The organism is Pectinatus sottacetonis (assembly GCF_015732155.1).
GTDB classification, from domain to species: domain Bacteria; phylum Bacillota; class Negativicutes; order Selenomonadales; family Selenomonadaceae; genus Pectinatus; species Pectinatus sottacetonis.
Map to the genome: position 1 here is coordinate 1257906 of NZ_WIQK01000001.1, position 26391 is coordinate 1284296.

General features: G+C 32.3%; 23 protein-coding genes. 15 read left to right on the plus strand and 8 right to left on the minus strand.

The window, feature by feature from the left end; genetic code table 11:
- Window positions 1–3 precede the first annotated feature (3 nt).
- The 4 genes from I6760_RS05825 to rpmH form a co-directional block, all read right to left on the minus strand.
- Complete coding sequence (locus tag I6760_RS05825; protein ID WP_196593516.1) at window positions 4–672, minus strand: YidC/Oxa1 family membrane protein insertase; 669 nt, start codon at window positions 670–672, stop codon at window positions 4–6.
- A gap of 30 nt (window positions 673–702) precedes the next feature.
- Window positions 703–915 (minus strand): membrane protein insertion efficiency factor YidD, encoded by a 213-nt coding sequence (yidD, locus tag I6760_RS05830; protein ID WP_196593517.1) that lies wholly within the window; start codon window positions 913–915, stop codon window positions 703–705.
- Window positions 916–1272 carry a ribonuclease P protein component gene (gene rnpA / locus I6760_RS05835; protein WP_196593518.1) on the minus strand — a complete coding sequence of 119 codons (357 nt, stop codon included), beginning with the start codon at window positions 1270–1272 and terminating at the stop codon, window positions 916–918.
- Between the two features lie 119 nt (window positions 1273–1391).
- Window positions 1392–1526, minus strand: a complete 135-nt coding sequence (gene rpmH, locus I6760_RS05840; protein WP_196593519.1) for a 50S ribosomal protein L34 — start codon at window positions 1524–1526, stop codon at window positions 1392–1394.
- A 432-nt stretch (window positions 1527–1958) separates the two neighbouring features.
- Here rpmH and dnaA point away from each other — a divergent pair, with 432 nt between their 5' ends.
- The 10 genes from dnaA to I6760_RS05890 all read left to right on the plus strand — a co-directional run bounded on the left by dnaA (window position 1959) and on the right by I6760_RS05890 (window position 12908).
- On the plus strand, window positions 1959–3383 hold the full coding sequence (gene dnaA, locus I6760_RS05845; RefSeq protein ID WP_196593520.1) for a chromosomal replication initiator protein DnaA: 1425 nt from the start codon (window positions 1959–1961) through the stop codon (window positions 3381–3383).
- A 241-nt stretch (window positions 3384–3624) separates the two neighbouring features.
- Window positions 3625–4743, plus strand: coding sequence for a DNA polymerase III subunit beta (gene dnaN, locus I6760_RS05850; RefSeq protein WP_196593521.1), 1119 nt, complete (start codon window positions 3625–3627; stop codon window positions 4741–4743).
- A gap of 169 nt (window positions 4744–4912) precedes the next feature.
- Window positions 4913–6022: a DNA replication/repair protein RecF gene (gene recF, locus I6760_RS05855; RefSeq protein ID WP_196593522.1), complete on the plus strand. Its 1110-nt coding sequence runs from the start codon at window positions 4913–4915 to the stop codon at window positions 6020–6022.
- Complete coding sequence (locus I6760_RS05860) at window positions 6023–6931, plus strand: DUF721 domain-containing protein (protein WP_196593523.1); 909 nt, start codon at window positions 6023–6025, stop codon at window positions 6929–6931.
- Window positions 6932–6933: 2 nt separating this feature from the next.
- Entirely contained in the window at window positions 6934–7179 is a 246-nt protein-coding gene (gene remB, locus I6760_RS05865; protein WP_196593524.1) for an extracellular matrix regulator RemB, read from the plus strand.
- On the plus strand, window positions 7180–8139 hold the full coding sequence (locus I6760_RS05870; RefSeq protein ID WP_196593525.1) for a glycosyltransferase family 8 protein: 960 nt from the start codon (window positions 7180–7182) through the stop codon (window positions 8137–8139).
- Between the two features lie 117 nt (window positions 8140–8256).
- Window positions 8257–8607 (plus strand): PTS glucitol/sorbitol transporter subunit IIA, encoded by a 351-nt coding sequence (locus tag I6760_RS05875; protein ID WP_196593526.1) that lies wholly within the window; start codon window positions 8257–8259, stop codon window positions 8605–8607.
- A gap of 150 nt (window positions 8608–8757) precedes the next feature.
- Window positions 8758–9927 carry an ADP-forming succinate--CoA ligase subunit beta gene (gene sucC, locus I6760_RS05880; RefSeq protein WP_196593527.1) on the plus strand — a complete coding sequence of 390 codons (1170 nt, stop codon included), beginning with the start codon at window positions 8758–8760 and terminating at the stop codon, window positions 9925–9927.
- Window positions 9928–9943: 16 nt separating this feature from the next.
- Window positions 9944–10846 carry a succinate--CoA ligase subunit alpha gene (gene sucD / locus I6760_RS05885; RefSeq protein ID WP_196593528.1) on the plus strand — a complete coding sequence of 301 codons (903 nt, stop codon included), beginning with the start codon at window positions 9944–9946 and terminating at the stop codon, window positions 10844–10846.
- A gap of 448 nt (window positions 10847–11294) precedes the next feature.
- Complete coding sequence (locus I6760_RS05890) at window positions 11295–12908, plus strand: peptide chain release factor 3 (protein ID WP_196593529.1); 1614 nt, start codon at window positions 11295–11297, stop codon at window positions 12906–12908.
- Window positions 12909–12974: 66 nt separating this feature from the next.
- On the opposite strand, the gene I6760_RS05895 is transcribed toward I6760_RS05890, so the two are convergent.
- From I6760_RS05895 to I6760_RS05910, 4 genes are all read right to left on the minus strand, one after another.
- Window positions 12975–15893: a metallophosphoesterase gene (locus I6760_RS05895; RefSeq protein WP_196593530.1), complete on the minus strand. Its 2919-nt coding sequence runs from the start codon at window positions 15891–15893 to the stop codon at window positions 12975–12977.
- 90 nt (window positions 15894–15983) lie between these two features.
- On the minus strand, window positions 15984–17852 hold the full coding sequence (locus tag I6760_RS05900; protein WP_196593531.1) for a phosphatase domain-containing putative toxin: 1869 nt from the start codon (window positions 17850–17852) through the stop codon (window positions 15984–15986).
- Window positions 17853–17881: 29 nt separating this feature from the next.
- Window positions 17882–19150 (minus strand): hypothetical protein, encoded by a 1269-nt coding sequence (locus tag I6760_RS05905; RefSeq protein WP_196593532.1) that lies wholly within the window; start codon window positions 19148–19150, stop codon window positions 17882–17884.
- A 130-nt stretch (window positions 19151–19280) separates the two neighbouring features.
- Window positions 19281–20618, minus strand: a complete 1338-nt coding sequence (locus I6760_RS05910) for an MFS transporter (RefSeq protein ID WP_196593533.1) — start codon at window positions 20616–20618, stop codon at window positions 19281–19283.
- A 333-nt stretch (window positions 20619–20951) separates the two neighbouring features.
- On the opposite strand from I6760_RS05910, the gene I6760_RS05915 reads away from it, so the two are divergent.
- From I6760_RS05915 to I6760_RS05935, 5 genes are all read left to right on the plus strand, one after another.
- Window positions 20952–21803, plus strand: coding sequence for an AraC family transcriptional regulator (locus tag I6760_RS05915; protein ID WP_196593534.1), 852 nt, complete (start codon window positions 20952–20954; stop codon window positions 21801–21803).
- A gap of 228 nt (window positions 21804–22031) precedes the next feature.
- The gene (locus tag I6760_RS05920; protein ID WP_196593535.1) at window positions 22032–23978 is read left to right on the plus strand and encodes a BglG family transcription antiterminator; all 1947 of its coding nucleotides are present in this window, start codon (window positions 22032–22034) and stop codon (window positions 23976–23978) included.
- Between the two features lie 27 nt (window positions 23979–24005).
- Entirely contained in the window at window positions 24006–24491 is a 486-nt protein-coding gene (locus I6760_RS05925; protein WP_196593536.1) for a PTS sugar transporter subunit IIA, read from the plus strand.
- A gap of 10 nt (window positions 24492–24501) precedes the next feature.
- Entirely contained in the window at window positions 24502–24783 is a 282-nt protein-coding gene (locus I6760_RS05930; protein ID WP_196593537.1) for a PTS sugar transporter subunit IIB, read from the plus strand.
- 30 nt (window positions 24784–24813) lie between these two features.
- Complete coding sequence (locus I6760_RS05935; protein WP_196593538.1) at window positions 24814–26190, plus strand: PTS galactitol transporter subunit IIC; 1377 nt, start codon at window positions 24814–24816, stop codon at window positions 26188–26190.
- Window positions 26191–26391: the final 201 nt, after the last annotated feature.

Sequence of the window (26391 nt, forward strand, 5' to 3'; positions counted from 1 at the left end):
TTACTACTTAGTTGGCTGTTCTTCATTGCGGTACATCCACCACTGCTGTAATACCTGCATAATATTCATTACTACCCAATACAAAACAAGGCCAGCAGCAAATTTAATACTGATCCAACCAATGAAAATAGGCATAGCAACCATCATTATTTTCATCTGTGCTCCTTGTTGAGCTGAAGTTTTAGTTGTCTGCCACTGAGTTACAAATGTTGTTAATGCCGATAATATTGGTAGTATATATAGCGGATCTGGCATAGCTAAATTGGGAATCCACAAAAATGATGGATCATTTGTAAAATGTACACTTTGTAAAGCATAAAACATAGCCATCAAAATCGGCATCTGGGCAATTAACGGCAGACACCCTGCCAGTGGATTTACACCAGCCTCCTTATATATTTGTCCCATTTTTTGTTGCAGTTCCTGCGGTTTATCCTTATATTTCTTCTGTAATTCTTTTATTTTTGGTTGTAAATCCTGCATTGCCTTCATCGATTTTACCTGTTTCACGGTAAGCGGGTACAATAGTACTTTAATAACTACGGTCATTAATATTATTGCTAAGCCATAGTTACCTACACCTAAAAGCTGCGTAAAATTATAAAAAAGACCTACGATAGTCTCTAATATTTTTACTATTGGTTGAAACAGTGAAGCAAAAAAACCACTCAATTCATCACATCCTAATTCAATTATTTTTGTTTATTTAACAGGATCATAGCCACCCTTATGAAAAGGGTTACAACGCAATATACGCTTCACAGCCATATAACCGCCTTTTCTTGCGCCATATTTTTTTATGGCAATAACCGCATATTCTGAACAAGTCGGTATATACCTACATGATGGCATCATCATTGGTGATATAAAACCGCGGTAAAAATATATTATACTAAGCAATATCTTTTTTCCCAATTATTTCGCTACTTTCCAAACTCCTGCCCTTTTGCATAACCTGCAAAAAGACCTGTTAATATCATTATAGTCAGCATTTACTGCTGCTTTTCTTCCTACTAGTAATATACAAATATTTTCTTTTACATTTTGTTTGTTTTTTCTATATACTTCCCGTAAAATCCTTTTAATATGATTACGGGTAACCGCATTTCCTAATTTTTTTCCTGCCGCAAAGCCGATTTTATGATTAAACTTATTACTATATGCTATATGCATTACTATATAACGATCAGACAATGACTTTGCATTCTTATAAATATGCTGAAATTCCTCGTTATACTGCATTATTATTTTTTTTGATAATTTCTGATTCATATAACTCCACATTTACTGGGGCTGACATTCCCCGTGGCTTTTGCCCGGGGATGTTCCCCACGCACGATTTTTTTCTAAGACTACACAGATCCTCAGGCAATCTATATTATACTTCGTGCTTATGCAGATAAAGTTTTTCTGCCACGAGCGCGTCTTCTTTTTAAAACTAACCGTCCGCCCTTTGTTTTCATGCGTTCACGAAATCCATGAGTTTGTTTTTTCCAATGATTATTCGGTTGAAAAGTTCTTTTCACAACTTACACCTCCTTATGTTAATAAAATGACAATTTGCTATATGAAATTATAGACTACAAGGCTTATAGTGTCAACAATGCAAAATAATTATTGCTAACTTTATTAGCTTTTGATAATATGATATATACATATCCACATATTTATCCACATCTATTAATGTTTATCAACATAATTATCAACAGTCTGTTATATACTGATATTATAGCTTTTTTGATTATACATATTTTTTTATTTCCTATAATTAATAGCGATTTTTGTAAGTTTTAAAGTTATCAACAACTGTGTATAACTTTGTGGATAACTTTTTTTCTTATCATGCATATTAAAGAAATTTTTTATGCTATAACATTGTCCAGCAATATATTAATCCCTCAATAAATCAAATATATTACTGTATCAGAAACTTTACCTGTATAGAGAGGATCTTTTTAATGGAGAAGGCACAATTACATGCTACTTGGGAAGAAATACTAAAAAAATTAGAAAATTCCCTGTCAAAAATGGTATGCGATACATGGCTTAAACCAATAAAACCAATTGCATTAACTACTACATCATTAGAATTGGGTACGCCTACAGATTTTTCTAAAGACTGGATAGAAAAACATTATATGCAACTTATTATTGATGCCAGCTATGAAGTAACAACAGCTAAATTGAATATAATTATCACAAGTTTTCATCTACAAGATGATGCACCCGAAGAAGAAGAAACACAAATTCCCCTTATTTATCCTACAACCACTATAAATAACACACATACGGAAGAAACATTATCTATCAATAAGCTTGCAAAAACAAATGCTCCCTTACCAATAACGCCTGGTGATTCTTCTTCTTTAAATCCCAAATACACTTTTGAAACATTTGTAACAGGCAATTCCAATCGCTTTGCCCATGCCGCTGCTTTAGCTGTAGCAGAATCACCATCTAAGGTTTATAACCCTTTTTTTATGTATGGTGGTGTAGGCTTAGGTAAAACGCATTTAATGCATGCCATTGGTCATAAAATACTACAAAATAATCCTGATATGCGCGTTTTATACATATCAAGCGAAAAATTTACAAATGAACTCATTAACTCTATTCGTGATGGTAAACCAGAGGCATTCAGACAAAAATATCGTAATATTGATGTGCTATTGGTAGACGACATTCAGTTTTTATCAAAAAAAGAACATACCCAGGAAGAATTCTTCCATACTTTCAATACACTGCATGATGCCAATAAGCAGATCATAATCTCAAGTGATCGCCATCCAAGAGAAATACAAACTTTGGAAGATCGTCTTCGTTCGCGCTTCGAATGGGGTCTCATCACTGATATACAAGCACCAGATCTAGAAACACGTATAGCTATTTTAAGAAAAAAAGCTCTGCTGGAAAACTTAACCGTTCCTAATGATGTAATGGTATATATTGCCAGCCGTATCGATAATAATATACGTGAACTCGAGGGAGCATTAACCCGTGTAATGGCATTTGCATCCCTCAATAAACAAATAATAACAAAACAACTTGCTGCAGAAGCATTAAAAAATGTATTTACAAATAATGAAAGCCGTACTGTAACACTTGAATTGGTACAAGAAATCGTTTCATCTTATTTTAAAATAGACATCTCTGAACTTGTCGCTAAAAAAAGAACCCGCAATCTTGCTTTTCCTCGTCAGATTGCTATGTACCTATGCCGTGAACTGACTGATGCTTCATTGCCAAGAATTGGCGAAATTTTCGGTGGTCGTGACCATACAACAGTTATTCATGCTTACGATAAAATAAGTACTAAAATAAAAACTGATAAGAAACTAGACAATACTATTAAAGAATTAACACACCATATTCAAAACATATAAGATTTATCCACAAAATGTGTATTTTAAATGTATAACCTGTAACTTTATTGTGGATAAATCTCGTATATCTAAAAATTTGTGAATTTGTGGATAAAAATTTTATAATTATCAACAACTTATCAACAACAACAAACTTTATCCCTACTACACAAAATATAGTTATCAACATTTCCACAGCCCCTATTACTATTACTACTAACCTTATATATGTATATAATAATAATAAATAAGGAGAAAAAACATGAAATTTATATGCCCCAAAAACGAACTTACAAAAGCCATACAAATAAATACAAAGGCAATATCAAATAAACCACAAATGCCAATACTTTCAGGTATTTATATCCATGCAGAAAATAATACACTTAGTATAGAAACAACAGATTATGATATAGGAATAATCTGTAAAATAAATGCTGATATAGAAGAAGAAGGAACGATAGTTTTACCAGGCAGATATTTTTTCGACGTTATCAAAACTTTACCTGGAGATAATATCGAACTAACCTCAAATAACGAACAAAACACAATAACAATAAAATCTAACACAGCAAAATTCAATTTATTAAGCATGTCTGCTATTGATTTTCCCAAAATAAAAAAATTAAAAAGCGAAAATACTTTTTCTCTCCGCAGTAACATACTCACAGATCTTATAAAAAAGACCTCCTTTTCCTGCTCAACAGAAATGATTCGACCAATATTCACCGGCTGCTTACTAGAAATAAATAATGCCATATTAGTAATGGCTGCAACTAATACTCATCGTTTAGCTGTAAAAAAAGAAATCATGGATGATAATAAATTTAACTTATCAACAAAATTAATAATTCCATCTAAAATATTAAATGATTTATCCTCACTACTAACATCAGATATCCCTATTGATGTAAAAATAACTTATTCTCACAATCAAATAAGTTTTACTTATGATAATATATATATTGTATCTCGTTTAATAGAAGGACAATTTCCTGATTATAATAATGTTATTCCACCTGATTTTATAACAACTGTCTCTATAAAAACTCGTGATCTGCAAAGTGCTATAGATCGTGTATCATTAATATCACGCTCTAATCAATACAATATAATCAATCTGGATTTTACAACTGATAATTTATTATTATCATCAAATAATCCAGAAATAGGCAAAGCAGAAGAAAATATAACTATAAAACTCACTGGACAACCAATAAATATATCTTTTAATGCTAAATATATTCTTGATGTCCTAAAATATATAGATTCCGAAAATATTTATTTTTCCTTTAATAATGAGACTTCTTCAGCTTTAATAAAACCGACTGATGATGATATGTTTATTTACGTAGTAACTCCTGTACGTAGAACAAGATAAAATATCTTGTTCTACGTAACTTTGACTAATAAATAAATTTTATGTTAAAATATATTGTATTATATTTAGAATATTAATTTATATTAAAGAAACAGTTATTCATACAAAAGTGCTTTTTATAATAATATAAAAAGCACTTTATTTATATTATTAATACTAAGGAATTATAATGAATATTCATGCAATTTTTTTAAAAAATTTTCGTAATTATAAAGACCTAAAAATTTTATTATCCCCTTCTTTAAATATTTTTACTGGTTGTAATGCTCAGGGAAAAACAAATATAATAGAATCAGTATACTATGCGGCTCTCGGTACATCATATCGAATAAAAAATGATAGTGACCTTATAAACTGGAAGGAAAATGAAGCTGTTATAAACATATTATTTTCGCGCTTAGATATTCAAAATAATATTAAATTTTATTTAAGTAAAATTAAACGGCGTAAAATAATATTGAATGGTGAAAATATACGGCAAAAAGACCTTCCAGGTACTATTACTGTAGTTTTATTTTCACCAGAAGATTTACTTATAGTAAAAGGCGCACCTTCGCTGCGCCGCAGATTTTTGAATATAGAACTATCGCAAACTGATCCAGCTTATTATAGTAATTTAGTAAAATATAATAAAATAGTCATGCAGCGCAATAACCTGTTAAAGAAAATTCGTGAGCGCCAACAAAAAGCATCTATGCTTGAAACATGGGATATTCAGCTTATTGATACAGCTTTTTTCATCTGGAAAAAGAGATTTTCTGCAGTACAAAAGCTAGCTGCTTTTGCCGCTGTGATGCAGCAGGAAATATCAAATAATACAGAGAAACTTACTATTAACTATAAAATCAGTGGCATAGATATAAGTCAGCTGGAAAAAGATAATTTAAAAAAAATATATCAGGAAAAATTAACAGAAAACAGGTTTTTAGATATAAAACGTGGTTCTACCGGGATAGGTCCACATCATGATGATATAGATTTATTTATAAATGATATAGCTTTAAAAACATTTGGTTCACAGGGGCAGCAGCGTACAGCTGTTCTTGCTCTCAAACTTGCTGAACTAGAATATATAAAAGATTGTCTGGGACAATATCCTATATTGCTTTTAGATGATGTTATGAGTGAGCTTGATAGTATCCGCAGGGAAAAAATGGTCGAGTTTTTTCAAAATAGGAGTATACAAACTTTTATTACAGCTACTGATGCAGCTATGTTTGATAATATAAGCGATGCTTGTCTGTATAATGTTTCAAGGGGAAGGGTAGAAGAATTATAAATGGTAAGAAGAAAAAAAAAATACAATGATTTCAAGACAGTTGGACAGATAATTCCCAGAGCTATAAAACATCTTTCTAATTCACCTGAATATAAATTCTATCTTATTAAATTTTATTGGGAAGATATAGTGGGAAAAGAAATAGCTGAACATGCCGTCCCTAAACATTTTGCTTTTGGTGTTCTTTATATAGGGACATCAAGTAGTGTATGGGCAAATAATCTCTTATATATGAAACTTGATATTATAAATAAAATTAATGATATTTTAAAATATAGATTAATAAAAGATATAAAATTTACTTACGGAAAAATGGGAAATAACAAAAATATTCCGGTAAAAATAGAGGAAAGAAAAGATATAAAAAGAATATTAGCTAATATGGTTTTATCAGAACAAGAAAAAATTGTAATAGAAAAAAAATGTAATAGTGTAAAAGATAAAGATTTAGCTGAAAAAATAAAGAAAGTATTATCTATAAGCAAAAAAATATATAAAGTAAAAAAAATGAAAAAATGGCATAAGTGTAAAATGTGTGGTACTTTATGTCCAGAAAATGAAACTTACTGTAGTAACTGTAGGAGGAAAGTAAAAAATAATAGAGCAGCAAAAATTCGCAATATCTTAATGACAAAACCGTGGGCCAGGTATGGCGAAATAAAAAGCTATGTAGAGGACTGTACTCAAGAAATGGTAAATGATGCTCGTGCTAGTTTGGTGCAGCGAATGGCTATAAATTTAAGGATAAATTCTTATAATGACATACAGGCAAAAACTTTAGTAATGCTTTATAAAGCATTACCGCCTGAACAGATTAACGAAAAAATAGTAAAAAAAAATATAAATTATTTAAAATATGATCTTAAATTTGATGAAATGAAAAAATTATCTGGAAAAAAAGGTGAATAATAATGTTTTTGCATATTGGCTGCAATATAACAATACCGTTGAAAAATATAATAGCCATTTATAATATAAAGGATAAACAAGATGATGAATTTATTTTAGCAATGCGAGAAAAAAAGAAAATTGTAGATGTATCCAAAAGTCTGCCAAAGTCATGTATAGTGACTGTTGATAAAATTTATTTATCAGCTATATCAGTTATTACGTTGCAAAGTAGGGCGTGTGATAATTATTTAAATGGAGTTGTTTAAATGGAAAAAAGTAATGTTATTCATATTGCTTTGGGAGTAAATAATAAGTATTTCCCCTATGCTGGTGTTTTGATGACATCTATTTTATTAAATTCATTTAAAGAACATATAGTTTTTCATGTTGCTTTTAGTGAAAAACCATCAAAAATAAACAAAGAAAAAAAGGATAAGTTTAATCTTATATATAATAATGCTAATATCATAATATATGATTTATCAGAACAAATAGATAAGTTGCCAAATTTGTCCATATATACTTCAAAGCGTTTTGATAAGTCTATACTGCTCAGAATATTACTGCCAGATGTTATTGATAAAGATATAAAAAAATTACTGTATCTTGATGCGGATATTTTATGTATCGGTAATATCAAAGAATTATGGCAAATTGATATAGAAAATTTTATATTAGGAGCTTGTCCTTATAAAAAAAAACATGGACCTGAACAGATTAAGCGCTTAGGATTAAATACAAATCTTTATTTTAATTCGGGTGTTCTTTTAATAAATATGGAAAAATGGCGGGTGAAAAATATAACAGATATAATAATAGATTGTTATAATAAATTTTATGAATTTTTTCTTTTACCGGACCAAGATGCAATAAATGTTGTTTTGCAAAATAACATTTATTGTCTTCCCTATAAATTTAATCGTATGACAGCACCAAATGACCCTACTCTGGATTTATGTGAGAAGGGAGATATATTAATTCATTTTGTTAATGAGGCGAAACCATGGATTGATGGTAATACGATTAAATTTGATAAAATGTATAAACTTTATGTTTCCCAATCTCTATGGAATGATATTGAATTCATTATACCTGATAGTGTCGAATTAATGATACTTGCTGGTAGAAATTATGAAGAAAAAAAAGATTATAAAAAGGCAACATATTACTATGGGACTACGGCACAAAAACTGATGAAATATTATTTAGATAGAGAAAAATTATAGCTGTAATAAAAAAAAATCATAATAATTATTACTTATATTTACAAAGAAATTAATTTAAATTATTTTATGATTTTATTGAATTGTGGTATAATAGAAAAAAAATAAGGCGGTGTGAAAATGAAATACAAATTTGATGTTGTATCTATTGGAGAAAATGTAGCAAATTTTCTCAGTACAAGCAAATGTATTACTATTATTGATGAAGGCTGTAGTGAAGGGTTGGCTGCAATGTCAGTAGTACACACTAAGGGAAAGCTTGAGTCTGATATTTCCATTGGAGATACCTTGGAATGGGGTTCGTCTAAATTTAAAATAGTGGAGATAGGTGCTAATGTTAATAAAAACTTAGCTGAATTGGGGCACTGCACTATAGTTTTCAATGGAAAAGTAAATCTACCTGGACAGATGGCAGTTGAGGGAGTTTATTTACCTCATTTCAGAACAGGTGAAGTTGTAAAGATTTACTGATATTTTACGGATATTATGTCATTTTCTATTTTATTTTGCTGTTTTTAATAGCTAAATAAAGTAGTGTAAGTATAATTTTTCCGCTTTTATTTTTTTTGTGAAAATTTCCAATATATAAATTGTTTAAATTTAAAGGATTGGGGTGTTTAAATGAATATTCATGAGTATCAAGGTAAAGAAATTCTTCGTTCTTATGGCGTGTCAGTACCTGTAGGTAAACCTGTATTTTCTGCTGATGAAGCAGTAGAAGCAGCAAAGGAACTTGGACAGGATGTAGTAGTGGTAAAAGCACAGATTCATGCAGGAGGACGAGGTAAAGCTGGCGGCGTAAAAATTGCAAAATCTCTTGATGAAGTTGCAGGATACGCTAAAGATTTATTAGGTAAGACTTTAGTAACAAAACAAACAGGGCCAGAAGGGAAAAAAGTAAATCGTCTTTTAATCGAAGCAGGTTGCAAAATCAAAAAAGAACTGTATTTAAGTTTTACTATTGATCGTACTACAGCTCAAACAGTAATGATTGGTTCTGAAGCAGGTGGCATGGAAATTGAAGAAGTAGCTTCATCAACTCCAGAAAAAATAATTAAAGAGTATATAGATCCATTTATAGGGTTAGCACCATTTCAAGCACGGCGCATGGCATTTAAGCTTAATATTGAACCAGCATTAGTAAATAAAGCAGCTGCTTTAATGACTGGATTATATAAAGTATTTATTGACAAGGATTGTTCACTTGCCGAAATAAATCCGCTTGTATTGACGGAAGATCAGAATGTTATGGCTCTTGATGTAAAATTAAATTTTGATGATAGTGCATTATTCCGTCATCCTGATATCAATGCATTGCGCGATGAATCGGAAGAAGATCCAAAGGAAAGAGAAGCTGCTGAATTAGGTCTTAATTATGTAAATCTTGGTGGAGACGTTGCTTGTATGGTAAATGGTGCGGGTCTTGCTATGGCAACAGTTGACATTATAAAACATTATGGTGGAGAACCAGCTAACTTCCTTGATGTTGGTGGTCAAGGCTCAGCTGAAGATGATGCTAAAGCCTTTAAAATAATGACAGAAGATGGACAAGCGAAGGGCATTTTCGTTAATATTTTTGGCGGAATTAATAAATGCGATATAATTGCAGAAGGAATAATAGAAGCTAATAAAATGCTTGATTTAAAACTTCCTATTGTGGTACGTCTTGATGGAACTAACGTAGAAGCTGGACGAAAAATACTTAAAGATGCTAATATTCCTAATGTTATTATGGTAGAATCAATGACTGAAGGGGCTAAAAAAGTTGTTGAACTTGTAAAAAATGCATAACTAAGGGGGGTTTTTAATGGGAATTTTTATAAATAAGAATACTAGAGTGCTAGTACAGGGAATTACAGGTAAACAAGCATTATTTCATACAAAAAATATGTTGAATTATGGGACTAATGTAGTAGCAGGAGTAACTCCGGGAAAAGGTGGACAAACTGTTGAAGGCGTACCGGTATTTAATACCGTGGCAGAAGCGAAAGAACAGACAGGAGCTAACGCATCAGTAGTGTTTGTTCCTGCTAAATTTGCTGCTGATAGTATTTTAGAAGCAATTAATAATGAAATGGATATTGTAATATGTATAACAGAACATATTCCTGTACAGGATATGGTCAAAGTTCGTCGCTATTTAAAAGGTAAAAAGACACGTGTCATCGGACCTAATTGCCCAGGAATTATGACGGCCGATGAATGCAATATAGGTATTATTCCAGGTTCAATACATAAAAAAGGACATGTAGGGATTATTTCCCGCTCAGGAACATTGACTTATGAAGCAATGTATCAGATGAGTAATGCCGGTATTGGACAGACTACTATTATTGGTATAGGTGGAGATCCTGTAAAAGGAACAGACTTTATAGATGCCTTAGAAGCTTTTAACAAAGATGATGATACTAAAGCAGTGTTAATGATTGGTGAAATAGGCGGTACAGCAGAAGAAGATGCTGCAGATTGGATAAGCGCTAATATGAAAAAACCAGTTGCTGCATTTATAAGCGGTCGCCAGGCTCCTCCGGGAAAACGTATGGGACATGCAGGTGCTATTATATCCGGTGGTAAGGGATCAGCTGCTGATAAAATAAAAGCACTTAATGCTGCTGGAATAGACGTAGCTGATACTGTTGCTCATATGGGAGAAACAATGGTTAAGACTCTTAAAAGAGCAGGCATATATGATATTTGTCACAATTGTTGATATTATTGACTAAATATTTATAATAAGTTTTCTTAAATTAGTAAGAAGAAAAAATTTTTAGGCGTTAGTTAGAATGATAGGTTAATCTATATTAATATATACGAATAAGAATAACAATAACATTAATAAAACACGATAAAATATTTTATCGTGTTTTATTAATGTTATTCGTTGGAAGTTTGTAATAGTTTTATATCTGTTATATATTTGATACTTTATAAAATATTTTATTTTTTGTTCTTTTCCCGGTATATATATAAAATAATGTTTTTTGTTACTGTGTTACGATGATTTTATTATTTAGTTATGATAAAATAATAAAGTGAATATTTAAATATTATTAAAAAGATAAATTGGATTTATAAGTAATGATTTTTAGATTTTAGATGATGTAAGTATTAATCTCTAAATTAAGAAATCTTCTAGCATCCATAAGAAGGAGATAATAATGGGACAGTTGCAAGATGAGATAAAAAGAAGACGCACATTTGCTATAATATCACATCCAGATGCCGGAAAAACAACACTTACAGAGAAGCTGCTTTTATACGGAGGAGCTATTCATTTAGCGGGCTCAATAAAGTCGCGAAAAACGCAGCGCCATGCTGTTTCAGATTGGATGGAAATAGAAAAACAGCGGGGTATTTCTGTTACATCAAGCGTATTGCAGTTTGATTATGCGGGCTGTCGTATAAATATATTGGATACACCGGGCCATCAGGATTTTAGTGAGGATACATATCGTACACTTATGGCAGTAGACAGTGCTGTAATGGTTATAGATGCAGCTAAAGGTATAGAAACACAGACAAAGAAACTTTTTAAGGTGTGCAAGCAAAGAAATATTCCTATATTTACTTTTGTAAATAAATTAGATAGATATGGTAAAGCACCACTTGATTTAATGGATGAAATTGAAAATGTGTTGGGGATAAAAGCATATCCTATGAATTGGCCAATAGGAATTGATGGGCGTTATCAAGGTGTTTATAACAGAAGAAAAAAACAGATAGAATTGTTTTCTGCGGATGATTCACATGGACAAAAAGAACGTGAATCAGTTATTTTTGCGGCACAGGATGAAATGGTTAAAAATAAAATAAGTGAGCATGAATATAATACTTTGTTAGAAGATATAGCTTTATTAGATGAAGCAGGGGAATCATGGGATGATGATAAGGTTGCCAAAGGTGAGCTTACACCAATGTTTTTTGGTAGTGCTATGACTAATTTTGGTGTAAAAAATTTTTTGGAAGAATATTTAAGATTGGCACCACCACCTCAGCCGCATATTTCTGATAGCGGAATAATATCGCCGGAAGATGATAAATTTTCTGCCTTTGTATTTAAGATTCAGGCTAATATGAATCCGGCACACCATGATCGTCTTGCATTTATTCGTATTTGTTCAGGAAAATTTGAAAGAAATATGCAGGTAATGCATGTTCAAGAAAATAAGCAAATAAAGCTTTCTCAGCCACAGCAGTTTTTAGCGCAGGACAGACAGATTATTGATAATGCTTATCCAGGGGATATTGTCGGTTTATTTGATCCGGGAATTTTTGGCATAGGTGATACTATATGTGATTCTAATAAAAAATTTAGATTTGCTGATTTCCCAGTATTTCCACCAGAACGTTTTGCCCGTGTTGAAGCCAAGGACACTATGAAACGCAAACAGTTCATCAAAGGAATAAATCAGCTGACACAGGAAGGAGCTGTACAGCTTTTTGAACAGCCTGGAACTGGGATGGAAAGTTATATAGTTGGTACGGTTGGACAGCTGCAGTTTGATGTGTTGAAATATAGACTTGAAAAAGAATATAATGTTGATATTGTAATAACAATGCAGCCATTTGAAGTAGCAAGATGGCTGGAATTTAAAAATGGACTGGAAGTAAAACCGGAAAGCCTTAACGGAGCAGACAGAGGGATGTTTGTAAAAGATATGAAGGGTCGGCCGGTATTGTTGGTAAATAATGAATGGGCTTTAGGATGGATTATGGATAATAATCCGGAACTTATTTTGCATAATGTACCACCTGATAAAAAAGAAGCATAAAATAAGACCGACCTACTAAAAGTATTATTTAATAGGTCGGTCTTTTAGATATTTTTCTGAAATGGATTATCCGTGTATTATATCGGTATACTCAGTAAAATTACGCAATCTGTCGACAGGGGCGAAACCTATAGCACCATTGAAAGTACCTTTTTCCCAGTCTTTACGTGTTGACCAAAATATTTCAGTAAAATTGTTTTCATTGGCAGCTGTTATCTGATATTCCTGAAGTTCTGGGGTAAACGTTCCTTCAGGACCTATTTGGGCAGAAAAATTTGTTATTATGCGTATATATTGTGCCGGCGGCAGATTAGAAATATCTGTGTAATTAGTCCCGGTTTTTAATATTATTTCCATGCTTCCCTTGATAAAAAGACAGTCATCGGAAACTTCTATGGTTGACTTTATATCAGTTGGTAAGGGAATGGATGCTTTTGTTTTTAATTGCTTAAACGACCAATATTTTTTTTCTGTTTTATATTCAGGATCATAAACAGCTGGATGGCGCCATTCTGTTATATGTGTTCCTACGGTGAGAATATTATGGAAATCAAGCCATACTATTAAATCTTTTTTCTTGGGGCCATCTTTATAAGGAGAATTATAAACAGACTGGATCTCAGATTCTGATAAATTTGTTTTGTAAAATCGTACTTGATTGATATGTCCCGGTAAATGTGTGAAATATTTCGGCCGGTCTATTTCTTTAATTATATGTCCGATATACGAATAACCAATAAATATGGGTTCTTTTTTCCATTGACGCAATTGACATTCGGAAGAAATACCAGTTACATGAGCAGTGTTTTCTGTGTTACAGTATGAATTGCCGCCAGTTTTTTTATCAAATGTTATTGCATACTGAGTCCATTTGCCTATATTGGCATTGCCGCCCTGCCAGGAATATTCTGTACTGTCATGGCATATTCCCCATTTTAAGCTGCCGCTGCGCTCAACGACCATTCGCAGGAGATAAGTTGCACCCCAGCCGACAGATTTTCCTTTTACCATTAAGGGATTATGGCTCATTTCATTTTCTTTTGCCAGACGCTCTATTTTTGCATTGACAATGCCAGTAAAACAAGTGTCTGTTTCCATATCTGGTGTAGAAGGAATTTCTATATAATCACCATATTGTTCCAGATATATTTCTACACAATCTTTTTTACTAATTATTTTAGGTGTACCATGCAGCAGACCATAGTGTCCGTGCCCTGATTTATCATGTATACGGGGAATTACGCGGATGCCGCCTTCAATAGATATTTCTTTGGGAAGTTGATCAGCAATACTTATTTGATAATTTCCGCATTGGGAAAATTTATATGCGAAGTCGATATTTTTTTGTTCATGACCGCGAAAAAATAAATTTTTTGTTACTGCTATATGCTGGTTTATATAAAGAGGTATAGCTGTGAATATTTCTCTGTCAAGATTATTTACAGCTTCAATTGATGCGGATAAATAATTTGAAGACAATTGTTTTCCTGTAAATAATTTCATGTGAGAAAAGGATAGCTGCGTAGGCTCAAATACTACTATTTTTTTGTTAGTATTGCCAATCGTGATGATATGTTCTCCCTGGTAAACAGCTTTATATAATGCTGTTAATTTTTTTTCTTCAAAGGGATCTAATACGACTACATGGCTGTTATTTTTACTGCCAAATAAATTGATGGTATGTTTTTTATCATTATCAAATAAGTTGATATTTACAGCAGAAGGAATATTACTTTTATTTATAGCGGATGCTGTTATTTCTATATGCCCATTATTATCAAGTCGGTTGATCTGTACATTATTTAATTCTATTTTGGGCGGTTCATGCGATAAAATAACAGTGTCTATTAATTTATCAGTATTTTTATAAAAACCAAAAAATTTATAACAAATTAAATCTTTGCTTATTTCCAGTTGTCCATAGTTGTTTTTGCCCATGGCGGTTATTTCAGGAAAATCTCCTAAAAAGCGTTTTTCTCCGGATTTATTAAGGGAAGCGTTAGGATCCTGCAGGCTGCCTTGAGAAATATACGTGGTTTTGGTACCAATGGCAGGATTAATAGATATTGCTTTTACATAATAATGAAGATGACCGCTTATTACTAAATCAACGTTATATTTTTCTGCGATGGGAATTATATATTTATTATTAAATTCGTCTGTATATGGGTGGTGTAAGATTAAGATTCGCCAACTGGCATGACGAGAGTTTTTTTGTTCCAGATCATTTCTTAGCCACTGTAGTGTTTTTGTTATACATTTTTTTGTAGTGTTATCAGGGTTTAGTCCTGAATTTACAGCATTCATTTCAAATAATCCCCAGGAATTGCTGTCAACCATTGCAAAATGTACAGATCCATAATCGAAGGAATAGGAGTGGCCGTTATAAATGCCATTGACGGTTTTTGCCTGTGGCTGGGCAAAAAATATATTATAGAAAGGTCCTTCATCATGGTTGCCGGGAATATAATAAAAAGGAGTTGTCCTTAATATATCTGGTATTTTTTGAAACCAGTTTTGTACATATTGTTCATGTTGATAACCAGTGCCAAATGATATATCACCGCTGTGTATGATAAAGTCGGGCTGTTTTGTTGATACCATTTGGGAAAATTGTTTTTCTGTATTAAAAAGATGGGAGTCAGATATGGTAATAATACTAATCTTTTCTGTTTTTTGCGGCAATGTTTTAAAGTGGCCTGATGACAGAAGAATATTGTCTTCTGTGAAAATTTTATAATAATATAATTTTCCCGGGAGCAATTTTTTAAGGACCGCTGTATATAAGAAACAACCATCAGGATACTTGCGGCAAGCGGGCTCATGGATAAATTCGGGATTGATGGAAATAATGGTGGTGGTGTTTGCCTGCTGGTATTTTAATTGCAGCTTAGTTAATTGTGCCATTTCCCAGGAAATAGTAATTTTTTCTAAGCCAGGAGCAAGAAGATATGGTCCATTGATAATTTTATTGATAATATTCATGGTTTTCTCCGGTATTACATATTGTTTTTTATAACTAAACCGCCCTGAATTATTTTTCAATAATAAGTGCGGTTTAGTTATAAAGAGATATTATTTATCGTTTTGCTGCAGCCAGTTTGTCCAGCTTAATTTATAATTGTTTTTATAGTTTTCCTGTACATATTTGTAAAAGAGTTTTATCATTCTGGCTTTATCATTATAATAATCTGCTTTCCAAATACCTTTTTTAGGATTTTCTACAGTGTAAGCAACATAATTACCGCCAATTAAATGTTGTCTGTAAAGTATATCTTTTAAGGAAACAGAAGGATTTTTCATTATATCATACATAGCCATATAAGCAGTTGTCCGTCCTACACCAGCATGACAATGAAAATGCAGCCAGGCATCAGCTGGAAGTGTTTTGGAAAAATTAATAAATTGGTCTACGCATTCCGAAGACGGCCAGATATGATCAGTAGCTGTAATTCTTAAATAGTTGACACCTTCTTTTTGGGCAAGTTCCTTTTCAGTAAACGCTGTTTTTATATATTTTTTTTCAGGTGCTGCTGCCAATTTCTGTTTGTTTAACGGGGAAATAATTAAAGTTTTGTGGAGGGCATCAGCAATACGTTTGTTTTCGTCTTTTATGACTTGTTTTTTCGTTTTTCCATAGTTTCCCCAGTCATGGTAACCATACCAGCTTACAGCATTATTATTGAAAAAGCCATGAGATTCCTGCCTTAAGTCAATATCATAAATAGGACCGCTGGTTAAAGTTCTTAATTTTTTCAGCATGGTTTTAAATTCTTCTACGGAAAATTGAGCGCTGCCGGAGATATTCAGTGTATCAAGTCCCTTGCGGGTAGGAATATAATCTTTATCCAGATTATATTTAGGATTAGGAGCATTATATGGAGATTGTGATGTCCTGAAATTACGTGGAAGTTTTTTCTTATCAGCAGCGTCCAAAGACCATATATATCCAGCATAATCAGGTGTATATGTTTCATATTCATGTTTTTTAGCCCAGGTACTCCATGGAAGTTTTAAATCAGGATTGGCTTTTACATAGTCATAAAAATGTCTGACAAATTGATAACGTTCAAAATATGCTTTACGTCCCCAGTTCTTTTTTTTATCAGGAATATTGCTTAAGTCAACAATACCAATAAGTCCCTGGCGTTTTACTATATCATGGAAACTTACATCAGAAGCATTTTTTAAAATGTCATCCATTACCATGAATATTGTTGTGCGTCCCATTCCAGCATAACAATGGAAATGCAACCAGGCATTGGGAGGCAGGGTTTTATAAAATTTAAGGAATTTATCTACAGCCTGATCGTCGGGACGAAAATGATCCATTAAAGCTAAACGGAAGTAATGAGCATGATGCTGGTGTACCATTTCTTCTTCTGTGCGTACTGAATTTACCTGCATAGTTATTGGGGAAAGCAGTATATTTTTTTTATCGTCAAATCTATATATTTTTACAGGTGAATCATGCAGAGTTTTTTGTAGCAGGTCTTTTTCTATATGTTCGATGATGTATTGACTTCGTCCATCATTTCCCCAATCATGGTCAGAAAACCAACTTACATTAGTTCCGTTCAAATATCCGTGTGATTCACCGCGAAGGTCAATATCATAGAATTGATTAGGTGAAACAGGTACAGTAGCTAATATTTTTTCAAACTCTTTTTCAGAGAAGGTGCTACTGCCTGATTCACGCAGTTTGCCGAGTCCACGGTGTGTAGGCATAATGCCGTCTTTGGTCAGCCCCTGAAACTTATCTGTACTCATCCTGAAGTTGCGTGGGAGCTGATAAATATCACTGCGGTCAATTTTTAGGACAGGGGCAGACTGATTTACAGGCTGTTTAGTATGATGGTTGGCAAAAACTATATTGCTTGCCTGTAACAGACAGATGAAAGAGACAAATAATATCGACAGAAAGTGTTTCTTTTTTATGCACATTAATGTATCAGCTCCTAGGTTAGATATTGCTAAAATTTGGTTGTTAGTTTTAGATATACGGTATTGTAATTTTCTTTAGCAGCAGAATTACCATCATCATCTACATTATTTTTATCAGGTTTTGTATGTGCCCAATAGCGTGATAATGATAGTTTTGATGCTTTGCTGACAGCGTAATTAAAGATCAGGCCAACACCTTTAAACCCTCTGGAATCAATATAGTCATCCCAGTCGGTATAATTATTATCCATGAATGTATTTTGGTCTACATTTATAAATTCAAGACTGGTGGCAAAGTCACCGGTTTTTTTGGCTTTTCCATAATGTAATCCTAAAACATAGCCTCTGGTAGTATCATTAGCCCCTGTATAATCATAACCGTAACCGATTTTTGCTGTACTGGTGTATTTTTTATCCAGATGTATTTTATTTTCAGTTACAGCTTGTTCGGGTTTGTTTTTATTGGTATTGATCACATATTCACCGGAAATACTCCATTTTCCGCTTAAAGGTGTTTTACCGTAAAAGCCAATATATTTTTCAGGCTGCTGGGCGCCAAGATATATACCAGCATAAGCTTTTTTGTTGAAGTTATGTTTGTAATCTAATAATTTCAGTAGACGGGTACGTGATGGCGGATCAGTCAATTTATTAGTATCATTGACTAAGTAATCCTGGGAATTACGACCATAAACAGCTTGTAATTTATCATTAGGGGATAAATTATAATTTAACTTAAAAGCGTTAATACCACCCTTATCAAGCCAAAGCCCTTCCCCAACTTCAACTTTTTGTGTACCAACTGTGAGTTTTAAATTTTTGGTAAAATTTTTACTGATATTGGCAGCTTCAAGTTTTATCTTATTTTTTTCTGATGGATATGATGAAGCCGATGGTTCTGAGGTCGTGGATTTAAATTTTAAACCCAGTCTAACATGGTATCCATCGTCAATATTGGTATCACCAAAAAGCTTGACTTCAGATTTTACTTTTCCGCTGCCTGTTTCATCATACATATAGCCATTTTTAGTGGAACCTGACCAAATCATTTTATGGTCGTTGTTTTGTTTTGATGAAATTTTTTTGATGGATTTTTTTTCTTGTAGTTGATTTTCCAAAGTATTCAGCCTTTGTGTTAGTTCTTCTACTTTTTTTTCTAAAGATAAAATATCAGCACTGGAAACATTTTTCTGATTATCAGAATTACTTGGACTTGAGGCATAAACATGTGTAGATGCCGTAAAATTGAAAACTAACCCCATTAAAATAATATAACTTAATAATTTTTTTGCAAGCAAATTTTTACTCCCCCTAAAATAAGATAAAATATTTTTTATACAGTTATTTATTATATTTATATTAATCTTATGTTTAGTTAAGTATTTATTAATTTTTTTTTAATATTATTAAAATTTGCTTACATAATAATCAGGAATTTTTTATTTTTTTAGCCCATAATGTAGGAATAATTAATGCAGTCATTACTGCCACTGAAGCAATCCAGAAAGTTGTTATTGTTTCAAAATGATAAATGACGTGACCATTGGTAACTACTTTGGCGGCATCCATTAAAATACCATTTACTATATCTTGAAGGGCTGCTCCGCCATAACCGAATAGGCCAATGGCTCCCATAGCTGCCCCTGTAGCTTTTCGTGGACACAGATCGACTGCGAGTAATCCACCAACAAAACATAATATGACACCTAAACCAAAACCAAAAATAGAAATAAACATAGCTGTTAGGAAAGGCTGGCCGCTTGGAACAAAACATACACCAGCAATACCCAAAAGCATAATTAAACCAAATACTATGGTAGTAATAGAATGATGTGATTGAAAAATTTTATCGGAAATTATGCCGGAAAAAAATGAACCTATACCACCCAGAATAGGAGAAAGTGACATTATACTGCCAGCAGTTACAAGATCGAATCCTTTGGATTCCTGTAAAAAAATGACACCCCAGCTGCTTATTGAATAACGTGAAATTCCTAGACATATTGCTGCGGCAACTAAAAGCCAGACATAGGGATTTTTTAGTACCATCAACTGCGCTTCATGTGTAGAAACGGTTTGTTCTTTTTTTTCTTGGATTACTTCCTGTTCAAATTCGTTAGCAGAAGGCAGTCCATAAGTTTCAGGACGATCTTTCATGAATCGGTACATAATAAAGGCAAGGACAATACAGGCAACTCCAGGAATATAAAATGCAGCATGCCAGCCAAAAGCAACAATTATCATAGCAGTACCAAGATAAGTCGCTCCTTCGCCGACATAATGGGCTATACTGAAAACACCATAGTAAGTTGCCAGCTGACTTTTGGAAAACCATTGGGATAGAGAAACTATACAGGGAGCTGATCCCATAGATTGAAAACAACCGTTTATGAACCATAATATCAAAAATATCCAATAAGAATTGGAAAAGCCCAGTGTAGCATTGACTATGGCTGCACCTAATAATCCTAGGGGAACGATTTTCTTAATATTGCAGTAATCGGCAATAAATCCATTGGCGCATTTCCCTACAGCTATAGCAATAAGCATCCCTGCACCGATTTGCCCAAGTTCGGTTGGAGTAAAACCGGCATTGATCATAGGTTCTTTAGCTACACCTAAAGTCATTCTCATAACATAATACATACCATAGCCGATTATCATTGAAGAAACGGCTTGGAGCCGAGAGCTGTGATACATTTTTTGTATAAGATTTTTATCACTTATACGCGGCAGGTTTGGTCCTGTCAAAAACCATTTTAGCATTTTAACACTTCCTAATAAATTTTTTTATATATTTAGTTAATAAAAATTAATTAAATTATCTGATAAAAATAATAATTAAGAAGATAAGCTGGTTTTTTGTTAACTTATTTGATATTATAATAATAATTTTGATTATATTTTGATTAATATATTTCCTTAATATACTCAACAACTTATCTTCTAATACTCAGTATAAGATGAAAAAATATAACTTATCTTTAAAATATTGCTATGTTTTTAGTTTAATATGTATAAAACTTCATAATATTGCTTTTTATTAAACTTATAATAATATTCAGATTAAATTATTGAAATATATCAGGAGGAGTTTTGATGTTGAAATATTTTTTTTCTAAAATAAATAAGAAAATTTTTGAATGGAATACAAATCCACAACTATTATATTTTTGTAAGCTTTGCAGCAAGGTAGATATAATATCTAAAAAGCGTCTGCATAACGATGGTGCTGAAATTATAATTATAAAAAATGGTGTGGGTAACTGTTCAATTGGTGGGAAAATATACAGCATAAAGAAAAATGATATTATTTTAATAAACACAAGTGTACTATATAGTATTTCAGTTAAAAAGAATAAGAAAATAGATTTTTATATAATAGGAATTAAAAATATGCATATAAAAGGATATAAAAGAAATTGTTTTATTAACGAAAATCAGTCACCAATTATATCAAACACTGAAATGACTTTTTGGGTACAAAAAATTGTCATGATTTTGGAGTATTTGCTAAAAAATGGAATAAATTATAATATTGATGAAGCGGCACAATATATTATGAAAGCTGTTTTAATAGTGATTAATAATTGTATGAAAGATGTTAAGTCGGGGACAGAAAAAGAAAAATATAACATTGGATTAAGAATAAAAGAATATATAGACAGCCATTATTTGGAAGAAATAAATCTGACAAGTATAGCTGCTGCCCTAAAAATAAATATATACTACCTGTCACATACATTTAAAAAATTCATAGGACAGACACCAATGAAATATATTATAAATAAACGAATTGCCGAGGCGCAGAATTTATTAATTTCTACAGATCTAACGGTAACAGAAATAGCTTTAAAATGCGGGTATAATAATTCCAATTATTTTCAAGTAGTATTTAATAATATTGTGGGGATGACACCGGGAAAATATAGGAAAAACTGGCGGGAATGATATATTAGATTAGTTATTATCATACTAAGAGAGATGGTTTATGTAAAAAAATTAATTTTACAAGTATGTCTAAAAAAGTTTTTGTTTATTTATTTTATCCCACAGGAGTTTTCTTTGTGGGTTTTTTTGTGTATAATAAAAAATCACTTATTTCCGCAATTTAGGAAATTTCATAACTGGAATTGTCAGAATAATATTTATATAATAAAAATAACGGAGGATAAATAAATGGTTATTCAAAATAAGAGAATTTTGCAGATATTAAAATTATTTAATGAGAATAACAAAATTATGACAGGAAAATACCTGGCTGACTTGATAGGTGTGAGTAGTCGTACCATAAGGAGTGATATGAGGGAGACTGCCGAATTTTTAGAAGGAAGGGGTGTTCATATAGTTTCTAAAACTGGCAGTGGATATGCTCTATTAATAGATAATGAGAAAAAATATGAAAAGTTTGTAGATGACTATTCGCTTAATAGTTCCAAAGCTTATAAGGGGACAAATATAGTTCCTGCTGATTATAATGATCGGATATCGTTTATTATTGCCAGAATTTTGCTGAATTCACTGCATAATAAGGTAGTGAGACAGGAAGATCTTTCTGATGAATTATTTATCAGTTTATCTACATTGAAAAAATATCTTGGGGATATAAAGAAAAGTGTTGCCAGATTTAATTTAAAACTTACAACTGATAGAAAAAACGGTATAAAAATAAATGGTGATGAAGCACAGATACGGTATTGCATATCTGAATATGTTTTTAATCGTGATGATCTGTTGAATTTATCAAACAACAAGTTTTTTAATGACATATTTCCTAAACAGGAAATCGAGCTGGTAAAACATATTTTACTGAAAATAATTTTGAAACATAATATACATTTGACTGATATTGCTTTTAAGAATTTACTTGTCCATATTATTATTACAATGCGGCGGGCTGGACGGGAAAATACAGTTGAATATACTGGGGAAGAGCGCAATAAACTAAAAAAATCAGTATATTTTGTTCCAGCGGCAGAGATTCTTAATATAGTAGAAGAACAGCTGGGAATAGATATTAATAATGAAATATATTATTTGACGCAGCATTTTATAGCCAGTCAAAAGTTTATAGAATCATCTAAAAGCAGAAATAACTTTAAGAAATTGATCGGCAATATTTTATATAAGATTAAAAAAAATATAGGAATTGATTTATCAGGCGATGAAGAGCTGCTTTCAGGAATAACCATACATCTTATAGCAGCAATAAGTCGGCTGCGTTTTAATATGAACATAAGAAACGATATATTAAAATCAATAAAAAATAATTATCCGCTGGCATTTGATATGGCAGTAATGGCCAGTGAAATAATGGAACGGGAGGAAAATGTAAAAACTAATGAAAATGAAATAGGTTTTCTTGCCATTCATTTTGGAGCGGCAATGGAACGTAATAAACTTTACAAAGATATGGGCAAAACGGCCATAATTGTCTGCGGCACAGGTCTTTCTACTGCACTTTTACTGAAAAGTAAATTACAACGGAGGTTTGGCAGCATATTAAAGATAAAAAAAGTAATGAGCTGTTATGAACTTAATGATGGAATTATAAATAATACCGACTTTATATTTACCACAGTGCCGATAAATCATATTAAATCAGCAAAGATAATACGTGTTGAACCTATAATGACAGAATATGATCTTATAAAAACAGGTAAAAAAATAAATAACGCAGCAGAAAAAAATATTGTAAATTATGATGACTTTTTTAAAAAAAGATTATTCTTTTCAGAGTTTAAGGCGTTATCGGCAGAAACAGTAATAGAAAAAATAGCTGATGAAATGATAAAAACAGGTTATATTGATGAACATGTAAAAAAATCTATTTTTGCCAGAGAAAAAATGGCATCAACAGAATTTTCTAATTTAATAGCTATTCCGCATCCTTTAGAAAATAATATGGAAAAACCGTCTATAGCAGTAGCTGTATTGAAGAAACCTATAATTTGGAACAAGGAAAGAGTCCAAATAGTGTTTTTGCTGGGGATACCACAAAATCTTCATAGTGTATGGGAACATATATTCAAAAAGATATATGATAATTTCATAGAAGGCAAAAGTAGTGAAAATCTGATCAAATCACCTAAATTTGAAACATTGCTTGCTGAACTCAAGCAGTAAAATAATACAAAAGTCAGGAGGGGTTAAATGATATCCCCCAATAGTCAATTATTGAATATGAATATAAGCTTAAATAATTTGTTTATAGATTTAGATGCTGAAAGTGATATGGATGCAATTAAGAAAATGGCTGTTAATTTTAATAAGGAGGGAGTGGTGAAGAAAAGTTTTATAGGTGCTGTGCTGGAACGGGAAAAAAAGTTTTGTACGGGACTGCAGTTTGATGAAGCTGGTATAGCTATTCCGCATACTGATGTACAACATGTCAATTTGCCGGCAATAAGCATTGCTGTTTTAAAAAAACCATTGGTTTTTCGTGAAATGGGAATGCCGGACACAAAAATAAATGTAGAAATAGTATTTATGCTGGCAATTAAAACAGCTCATGGACAGGTGGAATTTTTACAGACATTGATGACTGCGTTCCAAAAAAAAGGTATATTGAAAAGTCTGATAAAAAGTGAATCAAAAATAGAATTATTAAATAAATTTAAAAATATTTTAGGAAAGTAGGAAAGAAATTATGAAAAAAATTCTTGTAGCATGTGGAGCAGGTGTATGTACATCTACGGCGGTACTGAATAAGATGAAAAAAATATTGGATGATAATGGAATGAAGGGAAAATATGAATTATCACAATGCAAAGTGGCAGAAGTGCCGTCAAAGTCATCAGGTTTTGATCTATGTGTAGCAACTACAACCGTATCTGATGTAAAATGTCCGTTTATTATGGGAATTCCTTTTTTAACAGGACGAGGTCTGGATGCTGTGGTTGAACAAATTTTGGCAGAGTTGAGAAAATAATAATAAAAATCATCAAAGAGGTGGGAATGAATGGATAATATACTGGCTGGTTTTAAATTTATACAGGGATTAGGTCCGTCTGTAATGATGCCAATAATAATATTCGTTTTGGGAGTTATATTAAAAACGGGTATAGGAAAAGCAATAAGGGCAGGGTTGACTGTAGGTATAGGATTTATTGGACTGAATTTAGTAATAGGGATGATGAGTTCAAACTTGGGACCGGCAGCACAGCAAATGGTGGAAAGATATGGGCTGAGTTTATCAGTAATTGATGTTGGCTGGCCGGCAGCAGCAGCAATAGCTTTTGCTTCAACGATAGGCACGGTGATAATTCCTTTATGCTTGATTATAAATATTATTATGCTCTTGACTAATACAACACAAACTGTGGATGTAGATATATGGGATTATTGGCATTTTGCCTTTACCGGAGCATTAGTCGCAATAATAACAGGAAGTCAGATATTGGGAATTGTAGCAGCTGTGTTGAATATGATAATAATAATGGTAATTGCTGATTACACGGCACCGGCATTGGAAAAAACTAATGGATTAACAGGAATTTCTCTGCCGCATGGTTTTAGTGGAGCATATGTGCCAATAGCACTGATAATTAATAAGGTTATAGATTTAATTCCTGGTATCAGAGATATAAATATAGATCTTAATAAAATACAAGATAGATTTGGTGTTTTTGGCGAACCTATTTTAGTAGGAACGGTATTAGGATTGATTATTGGGATAGTGGCCGGCTATGAAATAGGGCCGGTGCTCACTTTAGGAATAACTCTTGGTGGTGTGCTGGTATTAATACCTAAGATGGCAGCTATGCTTATGGAAGGATTATTGCCGATATCTGATGCAGCTTCTGAATTTATTGAAAAACGATTCAAAAACAGAGGAAAAATATATATTGGCCTTGATTCGGCAATAGGAATAGGGCACCCAATAACGTTAGCAGTTTCGCTTATTTTAGTTCCCCTGACAGTTTTTATGGCAGTGATCCTTCCGGGAAATAGAGTTTTACCATTTGCGGATCTGGCGGTTATTCCATTTATGTTTGTTTTGATAATTCCTATGGTAAACGGTAATGGATTCAGAGCGTTGGTAACAGGTATATTAACAATTGCGGCAGGGCTGCTGATAGCGACTAACTTATCACCATTGATAACTACAGCAGCGGTAAATGCTAAGTTTAAAATGCCGGAAGGAGCCATGGCAATCTCCAGTATATGTGATGGAGCCAATCCTCTTACATGGGCTATTGTTCACTTAAATGATATTGGCATTATAGGAGTGGGAGCACTAACCGTGGTAGCTGTTATAATGGCAGTGATGAATAGAAAAAGGATAATAAAAGAAGCAAAGAAAATACATGGTGCAATTGACAATTCGGGTATGTGACAGCATGAAAAAATATAATTGTTCTAAAAGAGAATTTATTTTTCAAATTATGTTCCCCTGTATAATTTCATTGGGCGGATTAATTATATTGACAGTAACTGCATATATTTATAATGAATATATTATATTTTGCGGATTGTTAGGAATAGTGTGTTTATATACGATTTATAACACTTTTTTTACAAGTAGTTATCCTGACCA